The organism is Curtobacterium sp. PhB172 (genome assembly GCF_003752545.1).
In the GTDB taxonomy this organism is placed as follows: domain Bacteria; phylum Actinomycetota; class Actinomycetes; order Actinomycetales; family Microbacteriaceae; genus Curtobacterium.
The window spans coordinates 81,011-104,029 of record NZ_RKIF01000011.1 but is presented as its reverse complement, the minus strand read 5'-3'; the positions used below and the strand labels follow the sequence as shown (position 1 = coordinate 104,029).

Sequence of the window (23,019 nt, the reverse complement as noted above, 5' to 3'; positions counted from 1 at the left end):
GGGTGCGTCAGCGCGTTGTGCCGACGTGATCCGTCGGCGCGTTGTGCCGACGTGATCCGTCGACGGGAAAAGCGAAGGAGGGGCGGGCACTCGGCCCGCCCCTCCCGCTGAAGCTGATCGTCGCGACTACGCGTTGACGATGTTGATGACCTTGCGGCCACCCTTGGTGCCGAACTCGACCGAACCGGCCGAGAGGGCGAACAGCGTGTCGTCGCCACCGCGGCCGACGTTGGCGCCCGGGTGGAAGTGGGTGCCACGCTGGCGGATGATGATCTCACCGGCGTTGACGACCTCGCCACCGAAGCGCTTCACGCCGAGGCGCTGAGCGTTCGAGTCACGACCGTTGCGAGTGGAACTCGCACCCTTCTTGTGTGCCATGAGCTGACTCCCTTACGCGATCTTGGTGATCTTGACGCGGGTCAGTTCAGCGCGGAAACCCTGGCGCTTCTTGTACCCGGTCTTGTTCTTGAACTTCTGGATGATGACCTTCGGACCGCGCAGGTCGTCGAGCACCTCGGCGGTGACGGTCACGTTGACGAGCTCGGAAGCCGCCGACGTGATCTTGTCACCGTCCACGAGGAGCACGGGGGCGAGGTCGATGTTGCCCTTGTCGTCCGCCTTGACACGGTCGACGGTCAGGATGGTGCCGACCTCGACCTTTTCCTGACGGCCGCCGGCGCGCACTACTGCGTAAACCACGTGGAAATCCTTACGTAACTCTGCTTGAGGGAAGTCTCGGGTGCCCACTTCTGCACGAGCGGCTCCCGGAAGGCCGGGCCCGATCGGCGACGCAGGCAGAACGGCCCGCTGACACCAGGGATCGAGAATACTCGATCCCCATGGGTCCGGTCAAACGGCGACACACGTACGATTGCACGGTGACCGTGTTGATCGACCCACCGACGTGGCCCGCTCACGACACTCTGTGGTCGCACCTCGTCAGTGATGAATCCTACGCGGAACTCCACGCGTTCGCTGCACGCGCCGGTGTGCCGCGTCGTGCGTTCGACCACGACCACTACGACGTGCCGCTCGCGAAGTACGACGAACTGGTCGCCGCGGGGGCCTCTGCGGTGTCCGGCCGGGAGCTCGTGCTGCGGCTCATCCGCAGCGGCCTGCGCGTGGCGCAGCGCGACAAGCGCGCCCACTGACGCGCCGCGCGCGCGGCACGCACGGTGCGAGGTTCCCGACTCGGTGCGGGGCACGCCGGCTCGCACGATGTCCGGAACCTCGCACGGTGCGGACGGGAGGCCCGGCGCACGCCCGCCACGCCCGTCCTGTCGCACGGTGCGGGGCCGCGTCTCGGGCAAGCGCACGGTGCGAGGTTGCTCACAGCGTGCGGGGTCGGCAGCACGGTGCGTCGCCAGAGGCTCGCACCGTGCCGCGGCCGCTGCACCGCCCCGAGAACCTCGCACGGTGCAGCGACAGGCGGATGCCGCACCGCGCATGACCTCGCAGGACCGCGGTCGCGGGTCGCGCACGTGCGCACCGTTCGAGGTTGACCACATGGTGCGAGGCACGAAGGCCGCACCATGTGGTCAACCTCGCACCGTGCAGCGCCCGCACGATCACACGCCCGCAGGCGCGACGACGCGAGGTCAGCGCGGCGCTGGACCACCCCAGGGGGCTGCCGGCGGCTGCTGCTGGTCCGGACGGGGCTGTACGCCGTACTGGCCGCCGTACTGCCCGTGGGGGTCCGGCTGGACCAGACCCTGTCCGTACGGGCCCTGCTGCGGCTGCTGCGGCCCCGGCTGCACGGTCGCGGGCGGGACGGCGTCGGCGGGCCGCACCGTCGCCGGCAGGCCGGACGTCGGCGCGGCGCCACGGTTCCGTCGCGGGCGCCCGAGCCACAGCCACGCCGCGGTCGCGCTCGCCAGGAGCATCACCGTGAACGGCACGCCGTTGCGGAGCGGGTTCGTGACGACGTCGATGACCAGGCGCGACCCTCCCGAGGTGATCGCACCGAACGCGCCCGTGAAGACACCGACGAGCGCGAGGGCGATCGTCCCGGCAGCCCCGGCGAGCACGGCACGGAGCAGCACGGTCGGCAGCGGACTGCGGCGGGCGATCGGCGTCAGGAACGCCAGCGCCAGGAACGCCCCCGCGTAGAACGGGAACGGCGCCAGGAACACCGAGGCGATGAAGCTGCCGACCAGGCTGGCCCCCGCGCCGTAGTGCGCGAACGGACTGACGACGAGCGACGTCCCGATGAGCCCGACGATGCCGGACACGAACTCGACCAGCACGAGGGACACCACGGCGATGAGCGCCCCGGCGGTGTTGTTCACCGAGGCGCCGGGCGCGAAGGCCCGACGCGGATCGGCCGGCGCACGGGGCGGTCGCGGCGGGGCGTAGGGCACCCCGGCGGCGGGCTGGACGCCGTGCGGCGGCTGCCCACCAGGCTGCGGCTGCCCAACAGGCTGCCCACCGTACGGCGGGGCGGAACCGCCGGCTCCCCCGGGGCCGGGCGGTGCGGGCTGCTGCCAGCCCGCACCGTAGTACCCACGATCCTGCTGCGGGTCACCGGGGTTCGTCACGCTCAGTTCCCCAGGATGACGGAGCCGTCGGTGTCCTCGCCGGATGCACCCTCGGTCGTGGCCGGCGCACTGATGCTCGGCGACGACACCCGGCGGGACCGCGAACGACCCTGACCCGGCTGCTTCGGCTCCGGCAGCGCCTGGAGCACGGAGTCCAACAGCGACTCGGCGTCCGGGGCGACCTGCCGCGGCTCGCGCTTCGGGGCGGCGTTGAGCGGGATGTCCAGGATCGCGACCGTGTTCTCGGTCGGGGTCACCGTCGCGCTGGAGCTGACCCGACGGCGGGCCGGGGCCTTGGCCTTCGGCTCGGCGGCAGGAGCAGCAGCCTCGGCGACCGCCTGCTTCGGGGCAGCCTGCTTCGGCTGGTCGCGCTTCGGCTCGGCCTGCTTCGGCTCGACAGCCGTCTCCGCCTCGACTGCGACGGGCGCCGACTCGGTGACCTCGGTGGCCTCGGTCGCGGCAGCGTTCGCCTGCTCGCCGCTCCGTCCACCCCGGCCGCCACGGCGCCGACGCTTCGACCCGGTGGGCTGTTCGCCCGCTCCGGAGTCGTCGGACGCGGACGTCGCTGCGGGCACGTCGGCCGAAGCCGGTGCCTCCGCCGAGGTCGGCGATGCCGGTGAGTCCTCGTGCGGGATCGTCGAGGCGGCGATCCGCGACAGCGCGCTCTTCACGTCGTCGGTGATCTGGTGCGCCTGGCTCGACTGCCCGTTCGACGAACCGGAACCCGAGCCACCGCCGGAGTTGCCCCCGCCGTTGCCGTGCCCGTTGCCACCGTTGCCGTTGCCACCGTTGCCGTTGTTGCCGGCACCACTGCGCCCCTTGCGACGCCCCTTGCTCGGGCCCGGGTCGGCGTTGTTGTCGTTGACCTTCGCGTTGACCTCGTCGAGCGACTCGCGCAGGCCGACGCCGATCTTCTTGCGGGTCATCTGCACGAGGCCGAGCGAGGTGACCTCGGCGACCTGGTGCTTCGTGCGGTCGCGGCTCAGGCACTCGATCAGGCGACGGAGCACGAGGTCGCGGTTCTCCTCGAGCACCATGTCGATGAAGTCGACGACGATGATGCCGCCGATGTCGCGCAGGCGGAGCTGGCGGACGAGTTCCTCGGCGGCCTCGAGGTTGTTCTTCGTGACCGTCTCCTCGAGGTTGCCCCCGGAGCCGACGAACTTGCCCGTGTTGACGTCGACGACCGTCATGGCCTCGGTGCGGTCGATGACGAGCGAACCACCGGAGGGCAGCCAGACCTTGCGGTCGAGCGCCTTGTCGATCTGCTCGTTCAGGCGGTACTCCTCGAAGGAGTCCGGGCCCTCGTAGCGGACGACGCGGTCCTTCAGGTCGGGCGCGACGGCCGACAGGTACTCGTCGATGGTGCCGCCGGCGGCCTCGCCGTCGATGATGAGCTTCGTGAAGTCCTCGTTGAAGACGTCACGCACGATCTTGACGAGCAGGTCCGGTTCCGAGTGCAGCATCACCGGGGCCTGGCCACCGGCGACCTTCTTCTGGATGGCCTCCCACTGGCTGGTGAGGCGCTGCACGTCGCGGGTGAGCTGTTCCTCGGTCGCACCTTCGGCAGCGGTGCGCACGATGACGCCCGCGTGCTCCGGCAGGACCTCCTTCAGGATCTTCTTCAGGCGCGCACGCTCGGTGTCGGGCAGCTTGCGCGAGATCCCGTTCATCGAGCCGTTCGGCACGTAGACCAGGTAGCGACCGGGCAGCGAGACCTGGCTGGTCAGGCGGGCACCCTTGTGGCCGACGGGGTCCTTCGTGACCTGCACCAGGACCTTGTCGCCCGGCTTGAGCGCGGCCTCGATGCGACGGCCGTGGCTGGTGTCGACCGAGTTCCAGTCGACCTCGCCGGCGTACAGCACGGCGTTGCGGCCGCGGCCGATGTCGACGAAGGCGGCCTCCATCGAGGGCAGGACGTTCTGCACCTTGCCGAGGTAGACGTTGCCGATCAGCGACACGTTCTCGGACTTGGTGATGTAGTGCTCGGCGAGGATGCCGTCCTCGAGCACGCCGATCTCGATGGTCGACGAGCTGGAGCGCACGATCATCTGGCGGTCGACGCTCTCGCGGCGGGCGAGGAACTCATCCTCGCTCACGACCTGGCGGCGTCGTCCGGCGTCACGGCCGTCGCGGCGACGCTGCTTCTTCGCCTCGAGCCGGGTCGAGCCCTTGATGCGCTGCGGCTCGGTGATGAGCTCGGGCTCGCGGCGGCGGGGCTCCTGGTGGTCGCGCGGCTCGCGCGGCGCACGGGCTTCGCGGTCGGCGCTGCTCCCCCGACGACGCGAGCGCCGACGAGATCCGCCCTGCTCCTCGCGGTCCTCGGAGTCGTACCGGTCATCGCGGTCGAACCGGTCCTCGCGCTCGGAGCGGTCGGAGCGCTCGTAGCGGTCGTCTCGGTCGTCCTCGTCGCGCTCGTACCGCGCGGCACGGCGCGGCAGCTCCGGCAGGACGGGGGCGTGGAAGATCAGGCTGAGCGTGCTCGTCGCCTTCGGGACGAACGGCTCGGCTGGGGCGGCGGGTTCGCTCGCCTCGGCCGTCGGCTCGGTCCCGGTCGGACGGGAGGCACCACTCGGCTCCGCCACGTCGGCTGCGGGCTCGGTCGGCTCGGCCTCGACCACCGGCAGGTCGCCGGTCAGCGTGCTCACGTCGTCCGGCTCGGCGCTCTGCGCGGAGACGGCCTCGACCGCGACGGACACGGCTTCTGCCGGTGCCCCGTCCGTCAGTGCGAGGGGCTCGTCGACGGCCGGCACCTGCACGGCGTCGGCCGCGACCTGCTGGCCGGACGACCGGGCGCGGCGTCCGCCGAACAGGCGGGTCCGACGCTTCGGGGCGTTCTCGTCGTTGGTCGTGTTGTCGTTGTTCTGCTCCACCATGGACTGGCGCACTCCTCGGCCCCACTCGCACCCTTGTCAGGCGGCGGGAATTCTTTGGTTGTGGCGGTGGCGTCGACGCCCCGCGCTCGCTGTCTTCGTGATCGGTCTGCGTCAACTTCTCGTTGCGTCCGCTGCCGTTCCGGTCCGGGCACCCGGCCCGGGTCGGCTCGGCGTCGGAGTGACGCTGTCCCGACCACGGTGCGCTCTCACCGCACCTGATCGTCCGGACACTGCCCCGTGGGGCACTGCCCGGAAAGCTCTCTTCGGTCTGCAGTTGCCCACACGACCTCCGGCCAGTATCGCACGCCGCTCCCGGAAAGGACCGGAAGCCGCATGCGATGATGACGGCGTGAGCACGTCAGCGCCTGCCCCCCGTCGTCCGATCGTGATGGCCGTCTTCCTCTTGATCACCGGGTTCGTCGGCCTGTACGGGTCCTTCTCCCTGGTGCTCGACGAGTTCAAGAAGTACGCCGACCCCGACACGGTGCTCTCCTGCGACGTGAACCCGTTCATCAGCTGCTCGGACGTGATGGCGAGCTGGCAGGGTCACCTGTTCGGGTTCCCGAACCCACTGCTCGGAGTGATGGGCTTCGTCGCGCCGATCGCCGTCGCGGTGATGATGCTCGCGGGCTTCCGCAACGGTTCACGGTGGTTCTGGATCGCGTTCAACGCCGGCGTGTTCCTGGCGTGGGTCTTCGTGACGTGGCTCTTCACCCAGACCGTCTGGTTCATCGGCGCGCTGTGCCCGTGGTGCATGCTCGTGTGGTCGATGACGATCCCGATGTTCTGGGTGTTCACGATCTGGAACGCCGCGCAGGGCCGCTTCGGTGCTCGCACGCAGCGGGTCGGCCGGGCACTGCTCCCGTTCTGCTGGGCGTTCCCGCTGGCGAACTACCTGTTCATCATCGTGACGATCATCATCAAGTTCCCGACCATCCTGACGGTCTTCTGATCTGCTGCTGGGCGTCCCCGATGCGGTGTCCATGACGCATCGATGACGTGTCACCGAACTCCTGGGGGCTTCACAGGCAGGACGCCCGATCGACCTCTGTGCAGCACCTACGCTCGATCTCGATGAGCGAGAACGAGAGCAAGAAGGTCCGTCGTGACGCCGCCCGAGAGCGCGCTCGCGAAGCCCGGGTGCAGGAACAGGCGCGACGTCGCCGCAACAAGACGCTCGGGATCAGCGGCATCATCGTCGGCAGCCTGGCGGTCGTCGCCGTGGTCGTCCTGGTGATCGCGAACTCGGTGCAACCCGCTGGGCCCGGACCGCGCAACATGGCGAGCGACGGCATCCTGTTCACCGGCCAGAGCGGCGAGATCGTGCCCGTCGAGACGAAGGCCACGCCCGACGGCGGGACCCCGACGGCGACGAAGCAGGACGACTCGGTGGCGAACATCACCGTGTACTCGGACTACATGTGCCCGTACTGCAACCAGTTCGAGACGGCGCAGATGGACCAGGTCGAACAGTGGGTGAAGGCCGGCTCTGCGACGCTCGAACTGCACCCGTTCAACCTGCTCGACCGGGTGTCGCTCGGGTCGAAGTACTCCACGCGCTCCGCCGCCGCGGCCGCCTGCGTCGCAGACTACGACCCGGATGCGTTCCTGGCGTACAACACGTCGCTCTACGAGAACCAGCCGTCCGAGAGCACCAAGGGCCTGACGAACGACGAGCTCGCTTCCCTGGCGAAGGACGCCGGCGCGACGAACAGCAAGGTCGCCTCGTGCATCACCGGGCAGCACTTCGCCGGGTGGGTCGCCGACGCCACGAACCGGGTGATGAACGACCCGATCCCGAACTCGTCGCTCGACAAGGTGACGAGCACCCCGACCATCATCGTCAACGGCAAGCAGTTCACCGGCTCCCTGACCGACACCGACGCCTTCGCGTCCTTCGTCGAGCAGAACGGCGGCGCCGCGTAGGCACGAGGCAGCGCGACGACGAAGGCCCCCGCTTCCGGATGGAAGCGGGGGCCTTCGCTCGTGCGGGTGGTGCTACTTCGCCGCGGCGTCGATCGCGGTGATGACCGTGCTGAGGTCGTCGAGGCGCTTGCCGTTGACGACCACGGTCGGCGTGCCGAAGCCCTGCGTGCCCTGCAGTGCCTCGTCCGCGGTGACGAGCTTGGTGGACTTCGTCACCCAGCCCTTGAACTGCTCGGTCGACAGGCACTCGGAGACGTTCGACCCGGTCGCGCCGCCGGCTTTCACGAGCTTCGCGATCTCGGCGTTCGTCAGGCCGGAGGTGCCCTCGGTGGGCTGGTTGTCGAAGAACTGCGTCTGGACGTCCAGGAACTTGTCCGGCGCGTAGTTCGCGACGCACATCGCGGCGTTCGCGGCCCGGCTGGCGTAGCGCGAGCTCTGGTAGCTGCGGTCGAGGATCGACACCGGCTGGATGGCCAGCGTCGCGTCGCCGGACTTCACCTTGTCCAGGATCTGGTCGGCGTAGGCGGCCTCGAACTGCTTGCAGACCGGGCAGGCCCAGTCGACGTACTCGGTGACCGCGACCGCACCGTCGGTGTTCGACGTCGGGACTGCCGACGGGGTGCCCTTCGCGGTGACGGCCTTGGTGGTCACCGGGGTGACCTCGCCGCCCTCGCCGGTGAACTGGATCGCGCCGGTGGCCATGTTCTTCGGCCCGGCAGCGGACACGGCGGGTGCGTTGTTCACGTTCACCACGACGAGCGTGATGATCGCGGCGATCGCGATGATGCCCAGGCCGATACCGCCCTGCAGGAACCACTTGTTGCGGCGCTTGCGACGCTTCTCGGCATCGGCGCGCTGGCGCGAGACCTCACGCGCGTGCTGGCGACGCTCGTTCTTGGTGGGTCGGTCGTTGTTCGTCACGAGTCGTTCCCCCGGCGTCTCAGGCGAACCAGAGCGCGAGCTCGCGCGCCGACGACTCGGTGCTGTCCGACCCGTGCACCAGGTTCTGCTGCACCTTGAGGCCCCAGTCGCGACCGAGGTCGCCGCGGATGGTGCCGGGCGCGGCGCTGGTGGGGTCGGTGGTGCCGGCGAGCGACCGGAAGCCGGCGATCACGCCGTTGCCGGCGACGCGCACGGCGACGACCGGACCGGACTGCATGAACTCGACGAGCGGCTCGAAGAACGGCTTGCCCTGGTGCTCCTCGTAGTGCGCGTCCAACAGGTCGCGCGGCGCGGTGAGCATCTTCAGGTCGATGATCTCGTAGCCCTTCGACTCGATGCGGCGGAGGATCTCACCGGTGAGCTGGCGGGCGACGCCGTCGGGCTTGACGAGGACGAGGGTCTCTTCGAGGTCGGACACGCAGTACTCCTAGTGTGTTCGCGGGATCGGAGGGGTGGTCAGTCCTCGCCCATGGCGGCCCGGCGCGCAGCGTTCTGGCGGTCGAGCTGACCGCCCTTGACGAAGCAGAAGACCCACAGCGCCAGGAACACCACGGCGACCGCGAACATGAACGGTTCGATGAACCCGGTGGCGAGGATGGCCGCCTGCAGCAGCCACCCGAACCCTACACCGGCGGGGTTGCCGGTCAGGCGTGAGGCCAGCGCCAGCACGACCATCGCACCGATGCCGCCGCCGAACGCCAGGGCCGGCGGCAGGGTCCCCTTGCCGAACACGACGAGCATCGGGAAGAAGAACATGATCGCCTCGAGCACGAGCGCGATCGACAGCAGGCTCTCCTGCGCCCCGCGGTCGCGTCGCGGCTTCCGGGTGCGCGGTGCGCGCCCTGGCCGGGAGGCCCGTGGTGCGTTCGTCACTTCGTCTCGCCTTCCCGGTGGACCAGGTCCATGACCGCACCCACCATCACGATGGAGCCCGCGACGAGCACGAGGGCGTCCTCGGCGTCCGCCTCGTCCGCCAGGTCGCGTGCCTGCTGGAGCGCGGCGGCGAGCGACGGTTCGACGACGACACGGTCCGCGCCGACCTCGTCCACGACGACCTTCGCGAAGGCGTCCGCGTCGAGGGCACGCTCCCCCGGGGGCTGCGTGACGACGAAGGTCTCGACGGTGCCCTTCAGCGCGCGGACGAACCCGCGGGCGTCCTTGTCGCCGAGGATCCCGACGACGCCGACGACGTGCTCGGACGGGAAGGCCACCGGCAGGGCCTCGGCCAGGGCCTTGGCACCGTGCGGGTTGTGCGCCGCGTCGACCACGACGGTCGGGTCGGTGGCGATCGGCTGGAGGCGACCCGGGCTGGTGGCACCGGCGAGGCCCTCGGACAGGACGTCCTCGTCGAGCGCCTGGGTGCCCCGACCGAGGAACGACTCGACCGCGGCGATCGCGACGGCCGCGTTGTGCGCCTGGTGCCGCCCGAACAGCGGCAGGAACAGGTCGTCGTAGCGGCCGGCGATCCCCTGCACGGTGATGAGCTGACCGCCCACCGCCGGCGTGACGTCGACGACGCTGAAACCGGTGCCCTCGACCGCGAGGGTCGACTCGGTGAGCTCGGCGGCACGCTCGAGTTCGACGAGGGCCTCGGGGACCTGCTCGCTCGACACCACGGCGGACGACGGCTTGATGATCCCGGACTTGGTCCGCGCGATCTCCGCAACGGTGCTGCCGAGCTGCTTCGCGTGGTCGATGGCGATCGGCGTGAACACCGCGACCTGGCTCTGCACGACGTTGGTGGAGTCCCACTCGCCGCCCATGCCGACCTCGATCACGGCGACGTCGACCGGCGCCTCGGCGAAGCACGCCAGGGCCAGGACGGTCAGTGCCTCGAAGAAGGTGAGCGGGAGCTCGCCCTTGGCGGTGAGCTCCTGGTCGGTCAGTTCGAGGACCGGGGCGATGTCGTCCCAGTTCTCGACGAGCCGGCTCGGCTCGATCGGCTGCCCGTCGATGACGATGCGCTCCCGGATCGACACCAGGTGCGGGCTCGTCATCAGGCCGGTGCGCAGACCGTGGGCGCGGACGATGCTCTCGGTCGTGCGCGCGGTGGACGTCTTGCCGTTCGTGCCGGTGATGTGGATCACCGGGTACGCCAGGTGCGGGTCGCCGAGCAGCTCGACGGCGCGACGGGTCGCGGTCAGGCGGTGCTCGGGCGACTGCTCACCGATCCGGGCGTACAGGGCGGCCTCGACGCGCTTGACCTCGTCGTCGTCACCGCCGTACGGCACGGCCTCGACCGGAGCGTCACCGGACGGCCCCACCGGGATCCGGATGCCGTCCTCGTCGTGCTGGTCGTGCTGGTCGTGCTCGTCGTACTGGTCGTCGTCGCTCATGCGCGTGACACCTCCACGGTCACCTTCGCGCCGTCACCGACATCGGTGGTGGCGCCTGCCCCGAGGGGCACGATCTCGACGCTCGTCGCCAGGGTCTCCCCGGCGATGAGCTGCTGGTGGGTGCGCACCGACGCGTCGGCGGCCTCGTCGACCCCGAGGGTCAGGACGATGCGGTCGCTGACGTCCAGGTCGGCGTCGCGTCGGGCCTGCTGGACGGCACGGACGACGTCGCGGGCGAGCCCCTCGGCCTCGAGCTCGGGCGTGGTCACGGTGTCGAGCACCACGAAGCCGCCCTCGTCGAGGAACGCCACGGCGACCGACGGGTCGGCGACGGTGAGGTCGAGCGTGTACTCGCCCTCGACCAGGTCGACACCGCCGACGGTCACGCCGGACTCGGTCGCGGTCCAGTCGCCCTTCTTCGCGGCCGGGATCACCTGCTGCACGGCCTTGCCGATGCGCGGGCCGGCGACGCGGGCGTTGACTGTGAGCTTCCGCTCGATGCCGTACTGCGCCAGGGACTCCTCGGCCTGGGCCTCGAGCACGACCCGCTTGACGTTCAGCTCGTCGCGCAGGATGTCGGCGAACGGTTCGACCGCCGCCGGGTCCGGCACCACGAGGGTGAGCGTGGCGAGCGGCAGCCGGACGCGCTTGCCGGTCGCCTTGCGGAGCGCGAGGCCCTTCGAGGCGACGTCGCGCACGCGGTCCATCGCCGCGACGAGGGCGTCGTCCGCGGGGAACTCGGCCGCGTCGGGGAAGTCCGTCAGGTGCACGCTCCGACCACCGGTCAGGCCCTTCCAGATCTCCTCGGTGACGAGGGGGGCGAGCGGGGCCGCGACGCGCGTCAGGGTCTCGAGCACCGTGTACAGGGTGTCGAACGCCGCACGGGCGTCGTCCCCTGCCGCGCCGTCGGCCCCGGTCCAGAACTTGTCGCGCGACCGGCGGACGTACCAGTTCGTCAGCACGTCGGCGAAGTCGCGGACGGCCTGGGCCGCGAGCGGGGTGTCGAGCGCGTCGAGGTGCTGCTGCACGTCGGACACGAGCACCCGGGTCTTCGCGAGCAGGTAGCGGTCGAGCACGTCGTTCGAGTCGGTCCGGCGCTGGGCCTGGTACCCGTCCGGCCCGGAGGCGTTCGCGTAGAGGGTGAAGAAGTAGTACGTCGACCACAGCGGGAGCATGAACTCACGGACGCCCTGGCGGATGCCCTCTTCGGTGACGACGAGGTTGCCGCCGCGGATCACCGACGAGGACATCAGGAACCAGCGCATGGCGTCGGCGCCGTCGCGGTCGAACACCTCGGAGACGTCCGGGTAGTTCCGCAGCGACTTCGACATCTTCTGACCGTCCGAGCCGAGGACGATGCCGTGGCTGATGACGTTCTTGAAGGCCGGTCGGTCGAACAGCGCGGTGGACAGCACGTGCATGACGTAGAACCAGCCGCGGGTCTGCCCGATGTACTCGACGATGAAGTCGGCCGGGTTGTGCGACTCGAACCACTCCCGGTTCTCGAACGGGTAGTGCACCTGGGCGTACGGCATCGACCCGGAGTCGAACCAGACGTCGAACACGTCGGTGATCCGGCGCATCGTCGAGTTCCCCGTGGGGTCGTCGGGGTTCGGGCGGGTCAGGTCGTCGATGAACGGGCGGTGCAGGTCGACCTCGCCGTCGGCGTTCACCGGCAGACGGCCGAAGTCGCGCTCGATGTCCTCGAGCGAGCCGTACACGTCGGTGCGCGGGTACTCGGGGTCGTCGGACTGCCACACCGGGATCGGCGTGCCGAAGTAACGGTTGCGCGACACCGACCAGTCGATGGCGTTGCCGACCCACTTGCCGAACTGGCCGTCCTTGACGTTCTCCGGCACCCAGTTGATGTCCTGGTTGAGCTCGCCCATGCGGTCGCGGAAGTCGGTGACCCGCACGAACCACGACGACACGGCCTTGTAGATGAGGGGCTTCCGGCACCGCCAGCAGTGCGGGTAGCTGTGCTCGTAGGACGCCTGGCGGAGCAGGCGACCGGCGTCGCGGACGGCCTTGGTCAGCGGCTTGTTCGCGTCGGACCAGAGCATGCCGGCGACCTCGCCGAACTGCGAGGTGAAGACCCCGCCCTCGTCGAGGGAGAGCACCACGGGGATGCCGGCGGCAGCACAGACCACCTGGTCGTCGGCACCGTAGGCAGGGGCCTGGTGCACGATGCCGGTGCCCTCGCCGGTCTCGACGTAGTCGGCGACCAGGATGCGCCAGGCGTGCTCCATGCCCTCGGCATCGGCGAGGAAGTCGAACAGGCGCTCGTACTCGACGCCGTCGAGCTCCGCACCCGCCAGGGTGCGGACGACCGCGGCAGCGGCGTCCTCGGCCGTCTCGTAGCCGAGGTCCTTCGCGTAGGCGGCCACGGTGTCCGAAGCCAGCAGGTAGTGGACGGAACCGGCGTCGGCGCCGTCAGCCGCGCCTCCCGGCCCCGCAGGGAGCACCATGTACGAGACCGCAGGCCCGACGGCCAGCGCGGCGTTCGTGGGCAGGGTCCAGGGGGTCGTCGTCCAGGCGAGCGCACGCACGCCGGCCAGCCCGAGCGACTCGGCGCGCGCACCCTGCAGCGGGAACGACACCGTGACGGACTGGTCCTGGCGCATCTTGTAGACGTCGTCGTCCATGCGCAGCTCGTGGTTCGACAGCGGCGTCTGGTCGTTCCAGCAGTACGGCAGGACCCGGAAGCCCTCGTACGCCAGGCCCTTGTCCCAGAGCTGCTTCCACGCCCACAGCACGCTCTCCATGAACGTGGTGTCGAGCGTCTTGTAGTCGTCCTCGAAGTCGACCCAGCGCGCCTGGCGGGTGACGTACTGCTGCCACTCGTCGGTGTACTGCAGCACGGACTTCTTGGCGGCGGCGTTGAACACGTCGACGCCCATCTCGTCGATCTCGTGCTTCTCGGTGATGCCGAGCTGGCGCATCGCCTCGAGCTCGGCGGGCAGCCCGTGGGTGTCCCAGCCGAAGCGGCGGTGCACCTGCTTGCCGCGCATGGTCTGGTAGCGCGGGAAGACGTCCTTCGCGTACCCGGTCAGCAGGTGACCGTAGTGCGGCAGGCCGTTCGCGAACGGCGGGCCGTCGTAGAAGGTCCACTCGTCGCAGCCCTGGCGCTGGTCGATGGACGCCTGGAACGTGCCGTCGCCCTTCCAGAAGGCGAGGATCCCCCGCTCGACGGCGGGGAAGGACGGCGAGGGGACGACGCCATCGGCATCGGCGTTCAACGGGTACGGCACCGGGACTCCTTGTGGGTTCGCTCGATCTCCACGAGGACGGAGCACGCTCCGCGGTACCACCTCGCTTGCCACGCCGTGCTGTCCGCACGTCACGACCGCTCGTGTTCGGGTTCGGTGCGGCCCGGTCCGCCCGGTTCTACTGACGAGCCGCTCGCGCGGACCGCGTTCTTCCGGGAGCTCCCCGGTGATGGCCGGATCGACGCTCGTGTGACACGAGTTTAGCGGACGGGAGCATGCTGGAGGGATGCCCGACGACTCTGCCTCCGGCGAACGCCCGGAGTCCTCCCTCACCGTCATCATCGCCTTCGGCGCGAACCTGCTCGTCGCGATCGCGAAGACCATCGCGTCGCTCATCTCGGGTTCGGCCTCGATGGTGGCCGAGGCAGCGCACTCGTGGGCGGACACCGGGAACGAGATCTTCCTGCTCGTCGCCGAACGACGGGGCGCGCGGAAGCGTGACACCGCACACCCGCTCGGGTACGGCCGCGAGACCTACATCTGGTCGATGTTCGCCGCGTTCGGGCTGTTCACCGCCGGCGCCATCGTGTCGATCTACCACGGCATCTCCGAGCTCGGCGAGACGGGTCCGGCCGAGGACGTCCTGCTCAACTACATCGTGCTCGCGCTGTCGTTCTGCCTCGAGGGCACGAGCTTCCTGCAGGCCTACCGCCAGGCGCACGGAGCGGCGACGAAGCGCAAGGTGCCGGTGCTGCGCCACGTGCTGCAGTCCTCGAACCCGACGCTGCGGGCCGTGTTCGCCGAGGACGCCGCTGCGCTCATCGGCCTCGTCGTCGCCTTCCTCGGGGTGTTCCTGCACCAGATCACCGGCCTGGCGATCTTCGACGCGATCGGTTCCATCGCGATCGGCGTGCTGCTCGGGGTCGTGGCGATCATCCTCATCGACCGCAACCGCCGCTTCCTGCTCGGCGAGAGCACGTCGCCCGAGCTCGAGAACGCCGTGCTCGTCGAGCTGCTCGGCCGCTCGCAGATCGAGCGCGTCACCTACCTGCACCTGGAGTTCGTCGGACCGTCGCGGGTGTACCTCGTCGCGGCCGTCGACCTGACGGGCAACGAGAACGAGGAGCACGTCGCGGTGCGGTTGCGCGACGTCGAGAAGTCGCTCGAGGACAGCCCCTACATCGAGGAGGCCGTGCTGACGCTGAGCTACCCGGGCGACGCCTCGCTGCGGCCGACGAGCGACGAGGTGCCCGAGGTCGTGCGCGACGGGACAGCCTCGGACGTGGCCGCCGGCGGCGCCGGGACGCTGCGCACCGACTGACGGAGGTCGCGCGCGCGAGACGACGGCGTCAGCGGGCGTCGAGGCCGGCGACCACCGGGGTCAGCGCCGCCGCGACGTACTCGACGAGCGGCCGACGAGCCACCCCGTCGGCGACCCACACCCCGAACGCCGCCGCCGCCGCCCCGAGCACAGCGCCAGAGACCGTCTGCGGCCAGAGCGCCCCCGGCTGGTCCCCCGTGCGCCCGGCCACGAAGGCCGCGACGGCCCCGTGCTGCGCCATCACCCGGACGGCGACCCCGGCGACGAGCTCGGAGCCGATGCCCATCACCTCGGCCTGCGCGACCGCCCACGGCACCCGCTCGGGGTCGTGGGCCCGGGCCGCGGCGAGCAGGGCCTGCTCCACCGCACGCACCGCACTGGGTTCGGTCGAGGCCGCCAGGTACCCGGGCAGCCCCGCGACCGCGGCGTCGAGCTCGAGCCACATCACGTCCGACTTCGCCGTGAAGTAGTTGAAGAACGTCGCGCGACTGACCCCCGCACGCACGGCGATCTGGTCGACCGTGGTGCGTGCGTACCCCTGCTCGAGGAACAGCTCGGCAGCGGCGTCCGCGAGGACCTCGGCGCTCGAGCGTCGGGGCCGGCCACCGCGGCGGATCGGTTCGTCCATGGGCCCCAGTAAACCGCTAGACTCGTCCAGCCATGATCTTGGACTCAGTACAGAAAACCGTCGCCGCCGTCGCGAGCGCCACCGCCGTCGTCCTCGTCCTCGCGGGCTGCAGCGGTGCGGGGACCAGTACCACGAACAGCAAGCCGGTCACCGGCGGGACCCTGACGTACGCCTCCGGCGACGCCGAGCCCACCTGCCTCGACCCGCACGTCGGCGGCAACTACCCGCAGGCGCTCCTGGCGACGCAGTACATCGAGGAGCTCGTCGGGCTCGAGGACGGCGAGCCGACCCCCGAGCTCGCGACGAAGTGGACCACGAGCGACGACGGCAAGACCCTCACCTTCACACTGCGCGACGACGTCACCTTCACCGACGGCACCCCGTTCGACGCCGCCGCCGTCGTGGCGAACATCGAGCACGTGCAGGACCCGGCCACCGCGTCGAGCACCGGCTACCTCGCGCTGCAGTCCATCACGAAGGCCACGGCCACCGATGACCACACCGTGACGCTCACCCTGAGCCGTCCGGACAGCGCGCTGCTCGAGTCCTTCTCGCAGCCGTGGGTCGGCATGGAGTCCCCGAAGGCGCTCGAACGCGAGCAGGCGACGAACTGCGAGTCGCCCGTCGGCACCGGCCCGTTCGAGGTCACCGGGTGGAAGCACGGCGACCGCGTCACCCTGACGAAGAACAGCGACTACTGGGGCACCACGAAGCCGCGCCTGTCCGGCATCACGTGGCGGTTCCTGCCCGACGCGACGTCGCGCTACGCGGCGCTGCAGTCCGGCCAGGTCGACGTCATCGACAACGCGCAGCCCGACCAGCTCAAGGCAGCGTCGGCGAAGGGCGCCATCCGCGACCTCGACGCCCCGCGCCCCGGTGCTTCGAACCGCCTCGAGCTGAACTCCGGCCACGGCGTGTTCCGTGACGAGGCCGTGCGGCAGGCGTTCATCGCTGGTGCCGAGATCGACCCCGGCCTGCAGTCGCTGTTCCTCGGCACCGCGAAGCGCTCGTACTCCGTGCTCTCGAGTGCCGAACCGCTGGCGTACTCGGAGAAGAGCCGGTTCGACTACTCCCCGACGAAGGCGAAGCAGCTGCTCGACGACGCCGGCTGGAAGGTCGGGTCGGACGGCATCCGCGTCAAGGACGGCCAGCAGCTCACCGTGACGTTCCCGGTGTCGACGAACCAGTCGGTGCCGGCCGAGCGCAGCCTGTTCCAGCAGATCCAGGCGTCCGAGAAGGCCGTCGGGTTCAAGGTCGTGCTCGACGAACTCGACCTCTCCAGCTGGTACGCGGCGCTGGCTGCGAACGAGTACGACGTGGTCAGCGCCCCGTACACGAAGGTCGGCCCCGACGTCCTGCGGATCCTGTACGACAGCGCGAGCATCGAGCCGGCACCGTCCGGGTACTTCGCGAACCTCGCGCAGCTCGACGACCCCGCGCTCGACACCCTGCTCGAGCAGGCGGCCCGCACCTCGGACGCCGACGAGCGCGCCGACCTGTACGAGCAGGCGCAGAAGACGATCCTGGCGAGCGACACCGTGCTGCCCCTCTACGACCAGCAGAACCACTTCCTGGTGCGCTCGGCCGTGCACGGCATCCAGACGACCTCGGTGTCCACACCCTGGTTCGGCACGGCCTGGATCGACCGCTGACGCGGATGCCCTGGGTGTGGTGGGCCGTCCGACGGCTCGCGGGCGGGATCGGCGTGCTCTGGGCCGTCGCGACGATCGTGTTCGTCGCGATCCGGCTCATCCCCGGCGACCCCGCACTCGCGATCCTCGGTGGTCCGGGCTCGCAGGCCTCCGCCGAGGCCGTCGCCCAGGTCCGGCACGAGTACGGCCTCGACCAACCGGTGCTCGTGCAGTACGCGGTGTTCCTCGGACGCCTCGCCACCCTGCAGCTCGGTGACTCGTACGCCTTCCGCACCCCGGTCGCGACGTTGCTCGGCCAGCAGCTGCCCGTCACGCTCACCCTGGCGGTGGCCGGCCTGGTCGTCGCCTGGGTCCTGGCGATCCTCGCGGCCTGGTGGTCGACGCAGCGCGGTCGGTTCGCGGCCGGGCTGACGAGCGCGCTGAGCGTCACCGCGAGCGTGATGCCGCACTTCTGGCTCGGCAGCGTGCTCATCGTGGTGTTCGCGAGCGCCCTCGGCTGGGTGCCCGCGGTCAGCGACGGAACCGTGCGCGGCTGGGTGCTCCCGGTGCTGACGGTGGCCGTCCCGGTCGCCGGGTACCTGGCCGAGACCGTCCGCGACGGGGTCGTCGATGCGCAACGGTCCGCCTTCGCCCTCGCCGCGCGGGGCCGTGGTGAGACCCGCCTCGGGCTCTTCGCCCGGCACCTGCTCCGCCACGCGGCGCTGCCCGGGATCGCCCTGTCCGCCTGGGCCTTCGGGTCCCTCGTGTCCGGCGCCGTCGTCGTCGAGTCCGTGTTCGCGCTGCCCGGCATCGGTCGCGCCCTGGTGACCGCGGTGACGCAGCGGGACATGCCGCTCGTCGCCGGCATCGCGCTGGTGTCCGCTGCCGCCTACGTCGTGGTGCTCGCGGTCGCCGACCTCGTCGAACGCGTCGTCGACCCGCGCACCGGTAACCCGCGCAGCAGAGGCCGGCGCACCGGAGGCCGGCGCACCGGCGCCCCGCGCACCGGCACCCCGCGAGCCGCGCGACGCCGTGGACCCGGCCCCGAGGCGGCGGCGCGGTGAGCGGCATCGCCGAGCCGAGCCTCCTGGCCGGTGAACCGGTCGACGGACGACCGGCAGCAGCACGTCGCCGGCGACGGGGCCTCGGCGTCCCCGGAGCCGTCGCGGGTGCCGTGGTCCTGCTCGCCGTCGTGGGGGCCGCCGGGCCGGCGCTGCTCGGCGGCGCGGACCCGCTCGCGGTGCACCCGTCCGAGGCGCTGCTCGCACCGAGCGGCGCCCACCCGTTCGGCACCGATGAATCCGGACGCGACGTCCTGGCCCGGGTCGTCGCCGGCACGCGGGCCTCGCTCGTCGTCGGTGTCGCCGCGACCCTGATCGGCGGCGGGACCGGCGTCGTCCTCGGGGTCGTCGCCGGACTGGGCGCCGGCGCCGGACGCATCGGCCGACTGCTCGACGCCGTGATCGGCCGCGTCACCGAGGTCGCCTTCGCCCTGCCGCTGCTGCTCGTCGCCCTGGTGGTCATCGCCGTCACCGGCCCGGGCCCGGTGCCCGCCGTGCTCGCCGTCGGCTTCGCCACCGCCCCCGGCTACGCCCGCATCGTCCGTGGTCTGGTCCGCGCTGCACGGTCGTCGCAGGTCGTCGAGACCGCCGTGCTGCTCGGCCGCTCCCCGGTCCGCATCGTGGTCCGGCACGTCCTGCCGACCGCACTCTGGCCCGTCGTCGCGGTCGCCACGCTCGGCGTCGGTCAGGCGATCGTCTGGGCCTCGGCGCTGAGCTACCTCGGCGTCGGCACACCGCCCCCGGCTCCGGAGTGGGGCGCGATGCTCGCCGACGGCCGGACCTACCTGCAGACCGCACCGTGGATGAGCACCTTCCCCGGGCTCGCCATCGTGGTGCTCGCGACCGCCGTCACCGTGCTCGGTCGCGCGATCCGCCGAACAGGAGTCGTCCGATGACCACCGTCCTCGAGGTCCAGGCGCTGCACGTCGCCATCGCGGGCACGCCGATCGTGCACGACGTCGCCCTGCGGGTCGACGCCGGCGAGTGCGTCGCCCTGGTCGGCGCGTCCGGCTCCGGCAAGACCGTCACCGCCCGCGCCGCGCTCGGCCTGTCCGCACCCGGCTCCGCCGTCCGCGCCGACGCCTTCACCGTCGCCGGCCTCGACGTCCGGGCGTTCTCCGACCGACGGTGGCGTCAGGTGCGCGGGTCGCGGGTCGGCTACGTCGGCCAGGAGGCCCTCGGCGCGTTGGACCCGCTGCGTCCGGTCGGGCGCGAGGTCGCCGACAGCCTCCGCCTGCACACCGAGATGGGTGCGGCCGAGCGCGTGGACGCCGTGCGCGATGCCCTGCGCGCAGTGGGCCTCGACCCGGACATCGCGACCGACGGTCGGCTCGCCGGCACGCTGTCTGGCGGGATGCGGCAGCGCGCCCTCATCGCGGCGGCCGCCATCGGGTCGCCAGCGCTCGTGGTCGCCGACGAGCCCACGACCGCACTGGACGCCGGGGTCGCGGTCACCGTGATGGAGCAGCTCCGGGCGGCGCAGCAGCGTGGGGCGGGACTGCTCGTCATCACGCACGACCTCGGGCTCGTCGCGGGGTGGGCCGACCGGGTGGCCGTCATGCACGAGGGCCGGATCGTCGAGCAGGGCCCGGTCGCCTCGGTGTTGCAGGATCCGCAGCACGCCGCGACGCAGGCCCTGGTGCGTGCTGCGCACGGTGCCGATCTGGTCGACCGGTGCGAGGTTGATGGCTCCGTGCAGGCCTCTGACGACGCACCGAGCGGGCAACCTCGCACCGAGCGCACGTCCACGCACCGTGCGCCGATCGGCGACCGCGGCACCCAGCGCGCAACCTCGCACGGTGCGAGGGGCGTGCTCGTCGCCGCGGGCCTCGCGCGCGACTACGAGGGCGTCTGCGCCGTCGACGACGTGTCGTTCGGGCTCGACCCTGGGCGGGTGCTCGGGGTGATCGGCGCCTCGGGGTCGGGCAAGACCACCCTGGCGCGGATGCTCCTCGGTCTCGAGACGCCCGACTCCGGCACGGTCTCGCTCGACGGAGCGCCCTGGGTACCACTCCCCGAACACGACCGACGACCCCGACGCCACCGCGTCGCGGCCGTCGTGCAGGACCCCGGCGCCACGTTCGACGAGCGGTGGTCGGTCGAGCGGGTCCTCGCCGACGCGTTCTCGCGGGGCGACGACCGCCGCGCCCGTGGCCCCCTCGCCGCCCGGGTGGACGCAGCCCTGCGACAGGTGGACCTCGACCCGGCGCTCCGGCCGCGGTCGCCGCTGACCCTCTCCGGCGGGCAACGACAACGCCTGGCGATCGCCCGGGCACTCGCCACCGACCCCGAGGTGATCGTCCTCGACGAGCCGGTCACCGCCCTCGACGCCACCGTGCAGGACGCCGTGCTGACCCTGCTCGAGCGGCTCCGCGACGACACCGGCGCGGCGATGGTGTTCGTCTCCCACGACCTGCGGGCCGTGCGCCGGATGGCCGACGACGTGCTGGTCGTGCACCGGGGCGCGGTCGTCGAGCACGGCCCCGCCGCGACGGTGTTCGCGCGCCCGGCGCACCCTGTGACCGCGCACCTGCTGCAGGCCGCCGAGCGGCTCGCCGCTGGCCCGAGTCTCGCGCAGGGCGACCAGCCTCGGGCCGCAGGCCGCGAGGCCGGTCGCTGACGCCGAGTCTCGTGGCCGGGGGCCACGTGCCCTGGACGTGACCGGAGGCCCGGCGCGCGTCCGTGGCGGACGTGCACCGGGCCTCCTGGCCGGGTCTGACCTGCGTCAGGAGTCCGCGGACTCCTTCTTCTGCGTGTCTCCCGAGATGATCGGGATCTCACTCGTCGCGAACTCCTTCGCCCAGTCGGACTGCGCGAACTCCGAGTTCGGGTCGTTGTAGTCGTCGATCACGCCGGCGACCTCGTCCTCGGAACCGACCGTCGGGCCGGAGCCCATGAGCGGGGTGGATGCGGTCTCCTTGGTGAAGTACACCGCGACGAGCCCGATGACGGCGGCCAGCATCAGGTAGAAGGCCGGGATGTCCTCGGCCCAGCCGTAGCCGGCGTCCTTCGCAGCGTTGATGAGCGCCGAGGTCGCGAGCGGGGTCGTGCCACCGAACAGCGACACCGAGACGTTGAACGCGATCGCGAGCGCGCCGTAGCGGATGATCGTCGGGAACAGCGCGGGCAACGTCGACGGCATGGTCGAGGTGAACGTGACGAGCACGACACCGAGGATGAGCAGGCCGGAGAAGACCCCGACCCCCGTGCCGGTCTGGACGAGCTTGAGGGCCGGCCAGGACAGCAGGATGAAGCCGATGCACCCGGCGGCGAGCACCGGGCGACGACCGAACTTGTCGGACAGCCGGCCACCGAACGTGATGACGACCATCATGAGCAGCATCACGACGACGATCAGGATGAGGCCGAACGTGGCGTTCTGGCCGAGGTTCTGCTCGAGGTAGGTCGGCATGTACGACAGCAGCATGTAGTCGGTCACGTTGAAGACCAGGACCAGGCCGATGCAGATGATGAGCGCGCGCCAGTTCTCGGCGAAGAGCTTGAGGAACGGGGTCTTCTGCCCCTCGCGCTCGGCGGCCTGCTCCTGCTGCTTCTGGAAGGCCGGGGTCTCCTCGAGCTTGAGGCGCAGGTACAGCCCGATCAGGCCGAGCGGGCCCGCGATGATGAAGGGGATGCGCCAGCCCCAGCTGAGCAGGGCGTCCTCGGACAGGCCGAACTGCAGGCCGGTGACGATCGACGCGCCGAGCACGTAGCCGGCCAGGGTGCCGAACTCGAGCCACGAGCCCATGAACCCACGGCGCTTGTCGGGCGAGTACTCGGCGATGAAGGTCGCGGCGCCGCCGTACTCACCGCCGGTCGAGAAGCCCTGCACGAAGCGGGCCACGAGCAGCAGGACCGGGGCCCAGAAGCCGATCGAGTCGTACGACGGGATCAGGCCGATCATCAGCGTGCCGGCGGCCATCAGGATCATCGTCAGCGCGAGGACCTTCTGCCGGCCGATCCGGTCGCCGATCGGACCGAAGACGGCGCCACCGATCGGTCGGACGATGAACGCCGCGGCGAAGAACCCGAAGGTCGCGACGATGTTCGCGGCCGGGTCGCCCTGCGGCAGGAAGACCTGCGAGATCGTGACGGTCAGGTACGCGAAGATGCCGAAGTCGAACCACTCCATCGCGTTGCCGAGAGCGGCGGCCGCCACGGCGCGCTTGAGCAGCGACTCCTCGACGACGGTGACGTCGTCCTTCGTCAGCTTGCGCCGAGCGCGCTTCGCAGCGCCCTTCGAGCGCAGCGGTCGGTCGCCGTGCGGCAACGGCCGATCGCCGTGCGGGTGGGGTGCGTCGTTCGGTGCCAAGTCGTTCCTCCGGTGTGCGGTGCGTCCTTCGGGCGTCCGGCGGACGGCAACGGTGCAGTTCCTGCGAACCCGCGCTCGCCGGACAAACTCCGACAGACTACCAGGTCTCCGGCGTGTCCGACAGGTCGGTGTGGTAATCGCCGCTCCCGGCAGTCGTGAGCCGCGTCGGTCCTGCCCGCTACGATTGGGGCACCTCGCATCGAGCGGGGACACTCAGGCACCTCATCACGGACTCGGTGC

Annotated in this window: 19 protein-coding genes; 8 read left to right on the top strand and 11 right to left on the bottom strand. The window is 70.9% G+C overall.

The features are described 5' to 3' along the window. Positions 1-126: 126 nt before the first annotated feature. Positions 127-378, bottom strand: coding sequence for a 50S ribosomal protein L27 (gene rpmA, locus EDF42_RS16190; RefSeq protein WP_071257351.1), 252 nt, complete (start codon positions 376-378; stop codon positions 127-129). A gap of 12 nt (positions 379-390) precedes the next feature. Continuing rightward, positions 391-699, bottom strand: coding sequence for a 50S ribosomal protein L21 (gene rplU, locus EDF42_RS16185; protein ID WP_111084536.1), 309 nt, complete (start codon positions 697-699; stop codon positions 391-393). 179 nt (positions 700-878) lie between these two features. Between rplU and EDF42_RS16180 the strand changes: the two genes are divergently transcribed. Then, the gene (locus EDF42_RS16180; protein WP_123313478.1) at positions 879-1,151 is read left to right on the top strand and encodes a DUF4031 domain-containing protein; all 273 of its coding nucleotides are present in this window, start codon (positions 879-881) and stop codon (positions 1,149-1,151) included. Between the two features lie 447 nt (positions 1,152-1,598). Here EDF42_RS16180 and EDF42_RS16175 read toward each other — a convergent pair whose 3' ends face one another. Both EDF42_RS16175 and EDF42_RS16170 read right to left on the bottom strand, forming a co-directional pair. Next, positions 1,599-2,537: a hypothetical protein gene (locus tag EDF42_RS16175; protein WP_148067821.1), complete on the bottom strand. Its 939-nt coding sequence runs from the start codon at positions 2,535-2,537 to the stop codon at positions 1,599-1,601. Positions 2,538-2,539: 2 nt separating this feature from the next. Further along, positions 2,540-5,413, bottom strand: a complete 2,874-nt coding sequence (locus tag EDF42_RS16170) for an Rne/Rng family ribonuclease (protein ID WP_123673371.1) — start codon at positions 5,411-5,413, stop codon at positions 2,540-2,542. A 349-nt stretch (positions 5,414-5,762) separates the two neighbouring features. Between EDF42_RS16170 and EDF42_RS16165 the strand changes: the two genes are divergently transcribed. Both EDF42_RS16165 and EDF42_RS16160 read left to right on the top strand, forming a co-directional pair. Next, entirely contained in the window at positions 5,763-6,365 is a 603-nt protein-coding gene (locus tag EDF42_RS16165) for a vitamin K epoxide reductase family protein (protein WP_260235540.1), read from the top strand. A 122-nt stretch (positions 6,366-6,487) separates the two neighbouring features. After that, on the top strand, positions 6,488-7,339 hold the full coding sequence (locus EDF42_RS16160) for a thioredoxin domain-containing protein (protein ID WP_148067819.1): 852 nt from the start codon (positions 6,488-6,490) through the stop codon (positions 7,337-7,339). Between the two features lie 72 nt (positions 7,340-7,411). Here EDF42_RS16160 and EDF42_RS16155 read toward each other — a convergent pair whose 3' ends face one another. From EDF42_RS16155 to ileS, 5 genes are read right to left on the bottom strand one after another with little or no spacing between them, the layout of a single operon-like run. Beyond that, entirely contained in the window at positions 7,412-8,260 is an 849-nt protein-coding gene (locus EDF42_RS16155) for a thioredoxin domain-containing protein (RefSeq protein ID WP_123673367.1), read from the bottom strand. Positions 8,261-8,279: 19 nt separating this feature from the next. Further along, positions 8,280-8,699 (bottom strand): nucleoside-diphosphate kinase, encoded by a 420-nt coding sequence (gene ndk / locus EDF42_RS16150; RefSeq protein ID WP_123673365.1) that lies wholly within the window; start codon positions 8,697-8,699, stop codon positions 8,280-8,282. A gap of 38 nt (positions 8,700-8,737) precedes the next feature. Next, positions 8,738-9,154 carry a DUF4233 domain-containing protein gene (locus EDF42_RS16145; RefSeq protein WP_123341082.1) on the bottom strand — a complete coding sequence of 139 codons (417 nt, stop codon included), beginning with the start codon at positions 9,152-9,154 and terminating at the stop codon, positions 8,738-8,740. After that, the gene (locus tag EDF42_RS16140) at positions 9,151-10,617 is read right to left on the bottom strand and encodes a folylpolyglutamate synthase/dihydrofolate synthase family protein (RefSeq protein ID WP_185003204.1); all 1,467 of its coding nucleotides are present in this window, start codon (positions 10,615-10,617) and stop codon (positions 9,151-9,153) included. The genes EDF42_RS16145 and EDF42_RS16140 overlap by 4 nt, the downstream gene beginning before the upstream one ends. After that, positions 10,614-13,868, bottom strand: coding sequence for an isoleucine--tRNA ligase (gene ileS, locus EDF42_RS16135; protein WP_123673363.1), 3,255 nt, complete (start codon positions 13,866-13,868; stop codon positions 10,614-10,616). The genes EDF42_RS16140 and ileS overlap by 4 nt, the downstream gene beginning before the upstream one ends. A gap of 244 nt (positions 13,869-14,112) precedes the next feature. Between ileS and EDF42_RS16130 the strand changes: the two genes are divergently transcribed. Beyond that, positions 14,113-15,147, top strand: a complete 1,035-nt coding sequence (locus EDF42_RS16130) for a cation diffusion facilitator family transporter (protein ID WP_111084526.1) — start codon at positions 14,113-14,115, stop codon at positions 15,145-15,147. 28 nt (positions 15,148-15,175) lie between these two features. Here EDF42_RS16130 and EDF42_RS16125 read toward each other — a convergent pair whose 3' ends face one another. Further along, complete coding sequence (locus EDF42_RS16125) at positions 15,176-15,775, bottom strand: TetR/AcrR family transcriptional regulator (RefSeq protein WP_123341084.1); 600 nt, start codon at positions 15,773-15,775, stop codon at positions 15,176-15,178. Positions 15,776-15,807: 32 nt separating this feature from the next. On the opposite strand from EDF42_RS16125, the gene EDF42_RS16120 reads away from it, so the two are divergent. The 4 genes from EDF42_RS16120 to EDF42_RS16105 are packed head-to-tail and all read left to right on the top strand — an operon-like array spanning position 15,808 to position 21,087. Beyond that, complete coding sequence (locus tag EDF42_RS16120; RefSeq protein ID WP_123673361.1) at positions 15,808-17,427, top strand: ABC transporter substrate-binding protein; 1,620 nt, start codon at positions 15,808-15,810, stop codon at positions 17,425-17,427. A 5-nt stretch (positions 17,428-17,432) separates the two neighbouring features. Next, a complete protein-coding gene (locus EDF42_RS16115; RefSeq protein WP_260235539.1) occupies positions 17,433-18,470 on the top strand; it encodes an ABC transporter permease in 1,038 nt (345 codons plus the stop codon). Then, the gene (locus EDF42_RS16110; protein ID WP_260235538.1) at positions 18,467-19,363 is read left to right on the top strand and encodes an ABC transporter permease; all 897 of its coding nucleotides are present in this window, start codon (positions 18,467-18,469) and stop codon (positions 19,361-19,363) included. The genes EDF42_RS16115 and EDF42_RS16110 overlap by 4 nt, the downstream gene beginning before the upstream one ends. Further along, positions 19,360-21,087, top strand: a complete 1,728-nt coding sequence (locus EDF42_RS16105) for an ABC transporter ATP-binding protein (protein ID WP_123673359.1) — start codon at positions 19,360-19,362, stop codon at positions 21,085-21,087. The genes EDF42_RS16110 and EDF42_RS16105 overlap by 4 nt, the downstream gene beginning before the upstream one ends. Positions 21,088-21,192: 105 nt before the next feature. Here EDF42_RS16105 and proP read toward each other — a convergent pair whose 3' ends face one another. Then, on the bottom strand, positions 21,193-22,779 hold the full coding sequence (gene proP, locus EDF42_RS16100; RefSeq protein ID WP_260213541.1) for a glycine betaine/L-proline transporter ProP: 1,587 nt from the start codon (positions 22,777-22,779) through the stop codon (positions 21,193-21,195). Between the last annotated feature and the right edge of the window lie 240 nt (positions 22,780-23,019).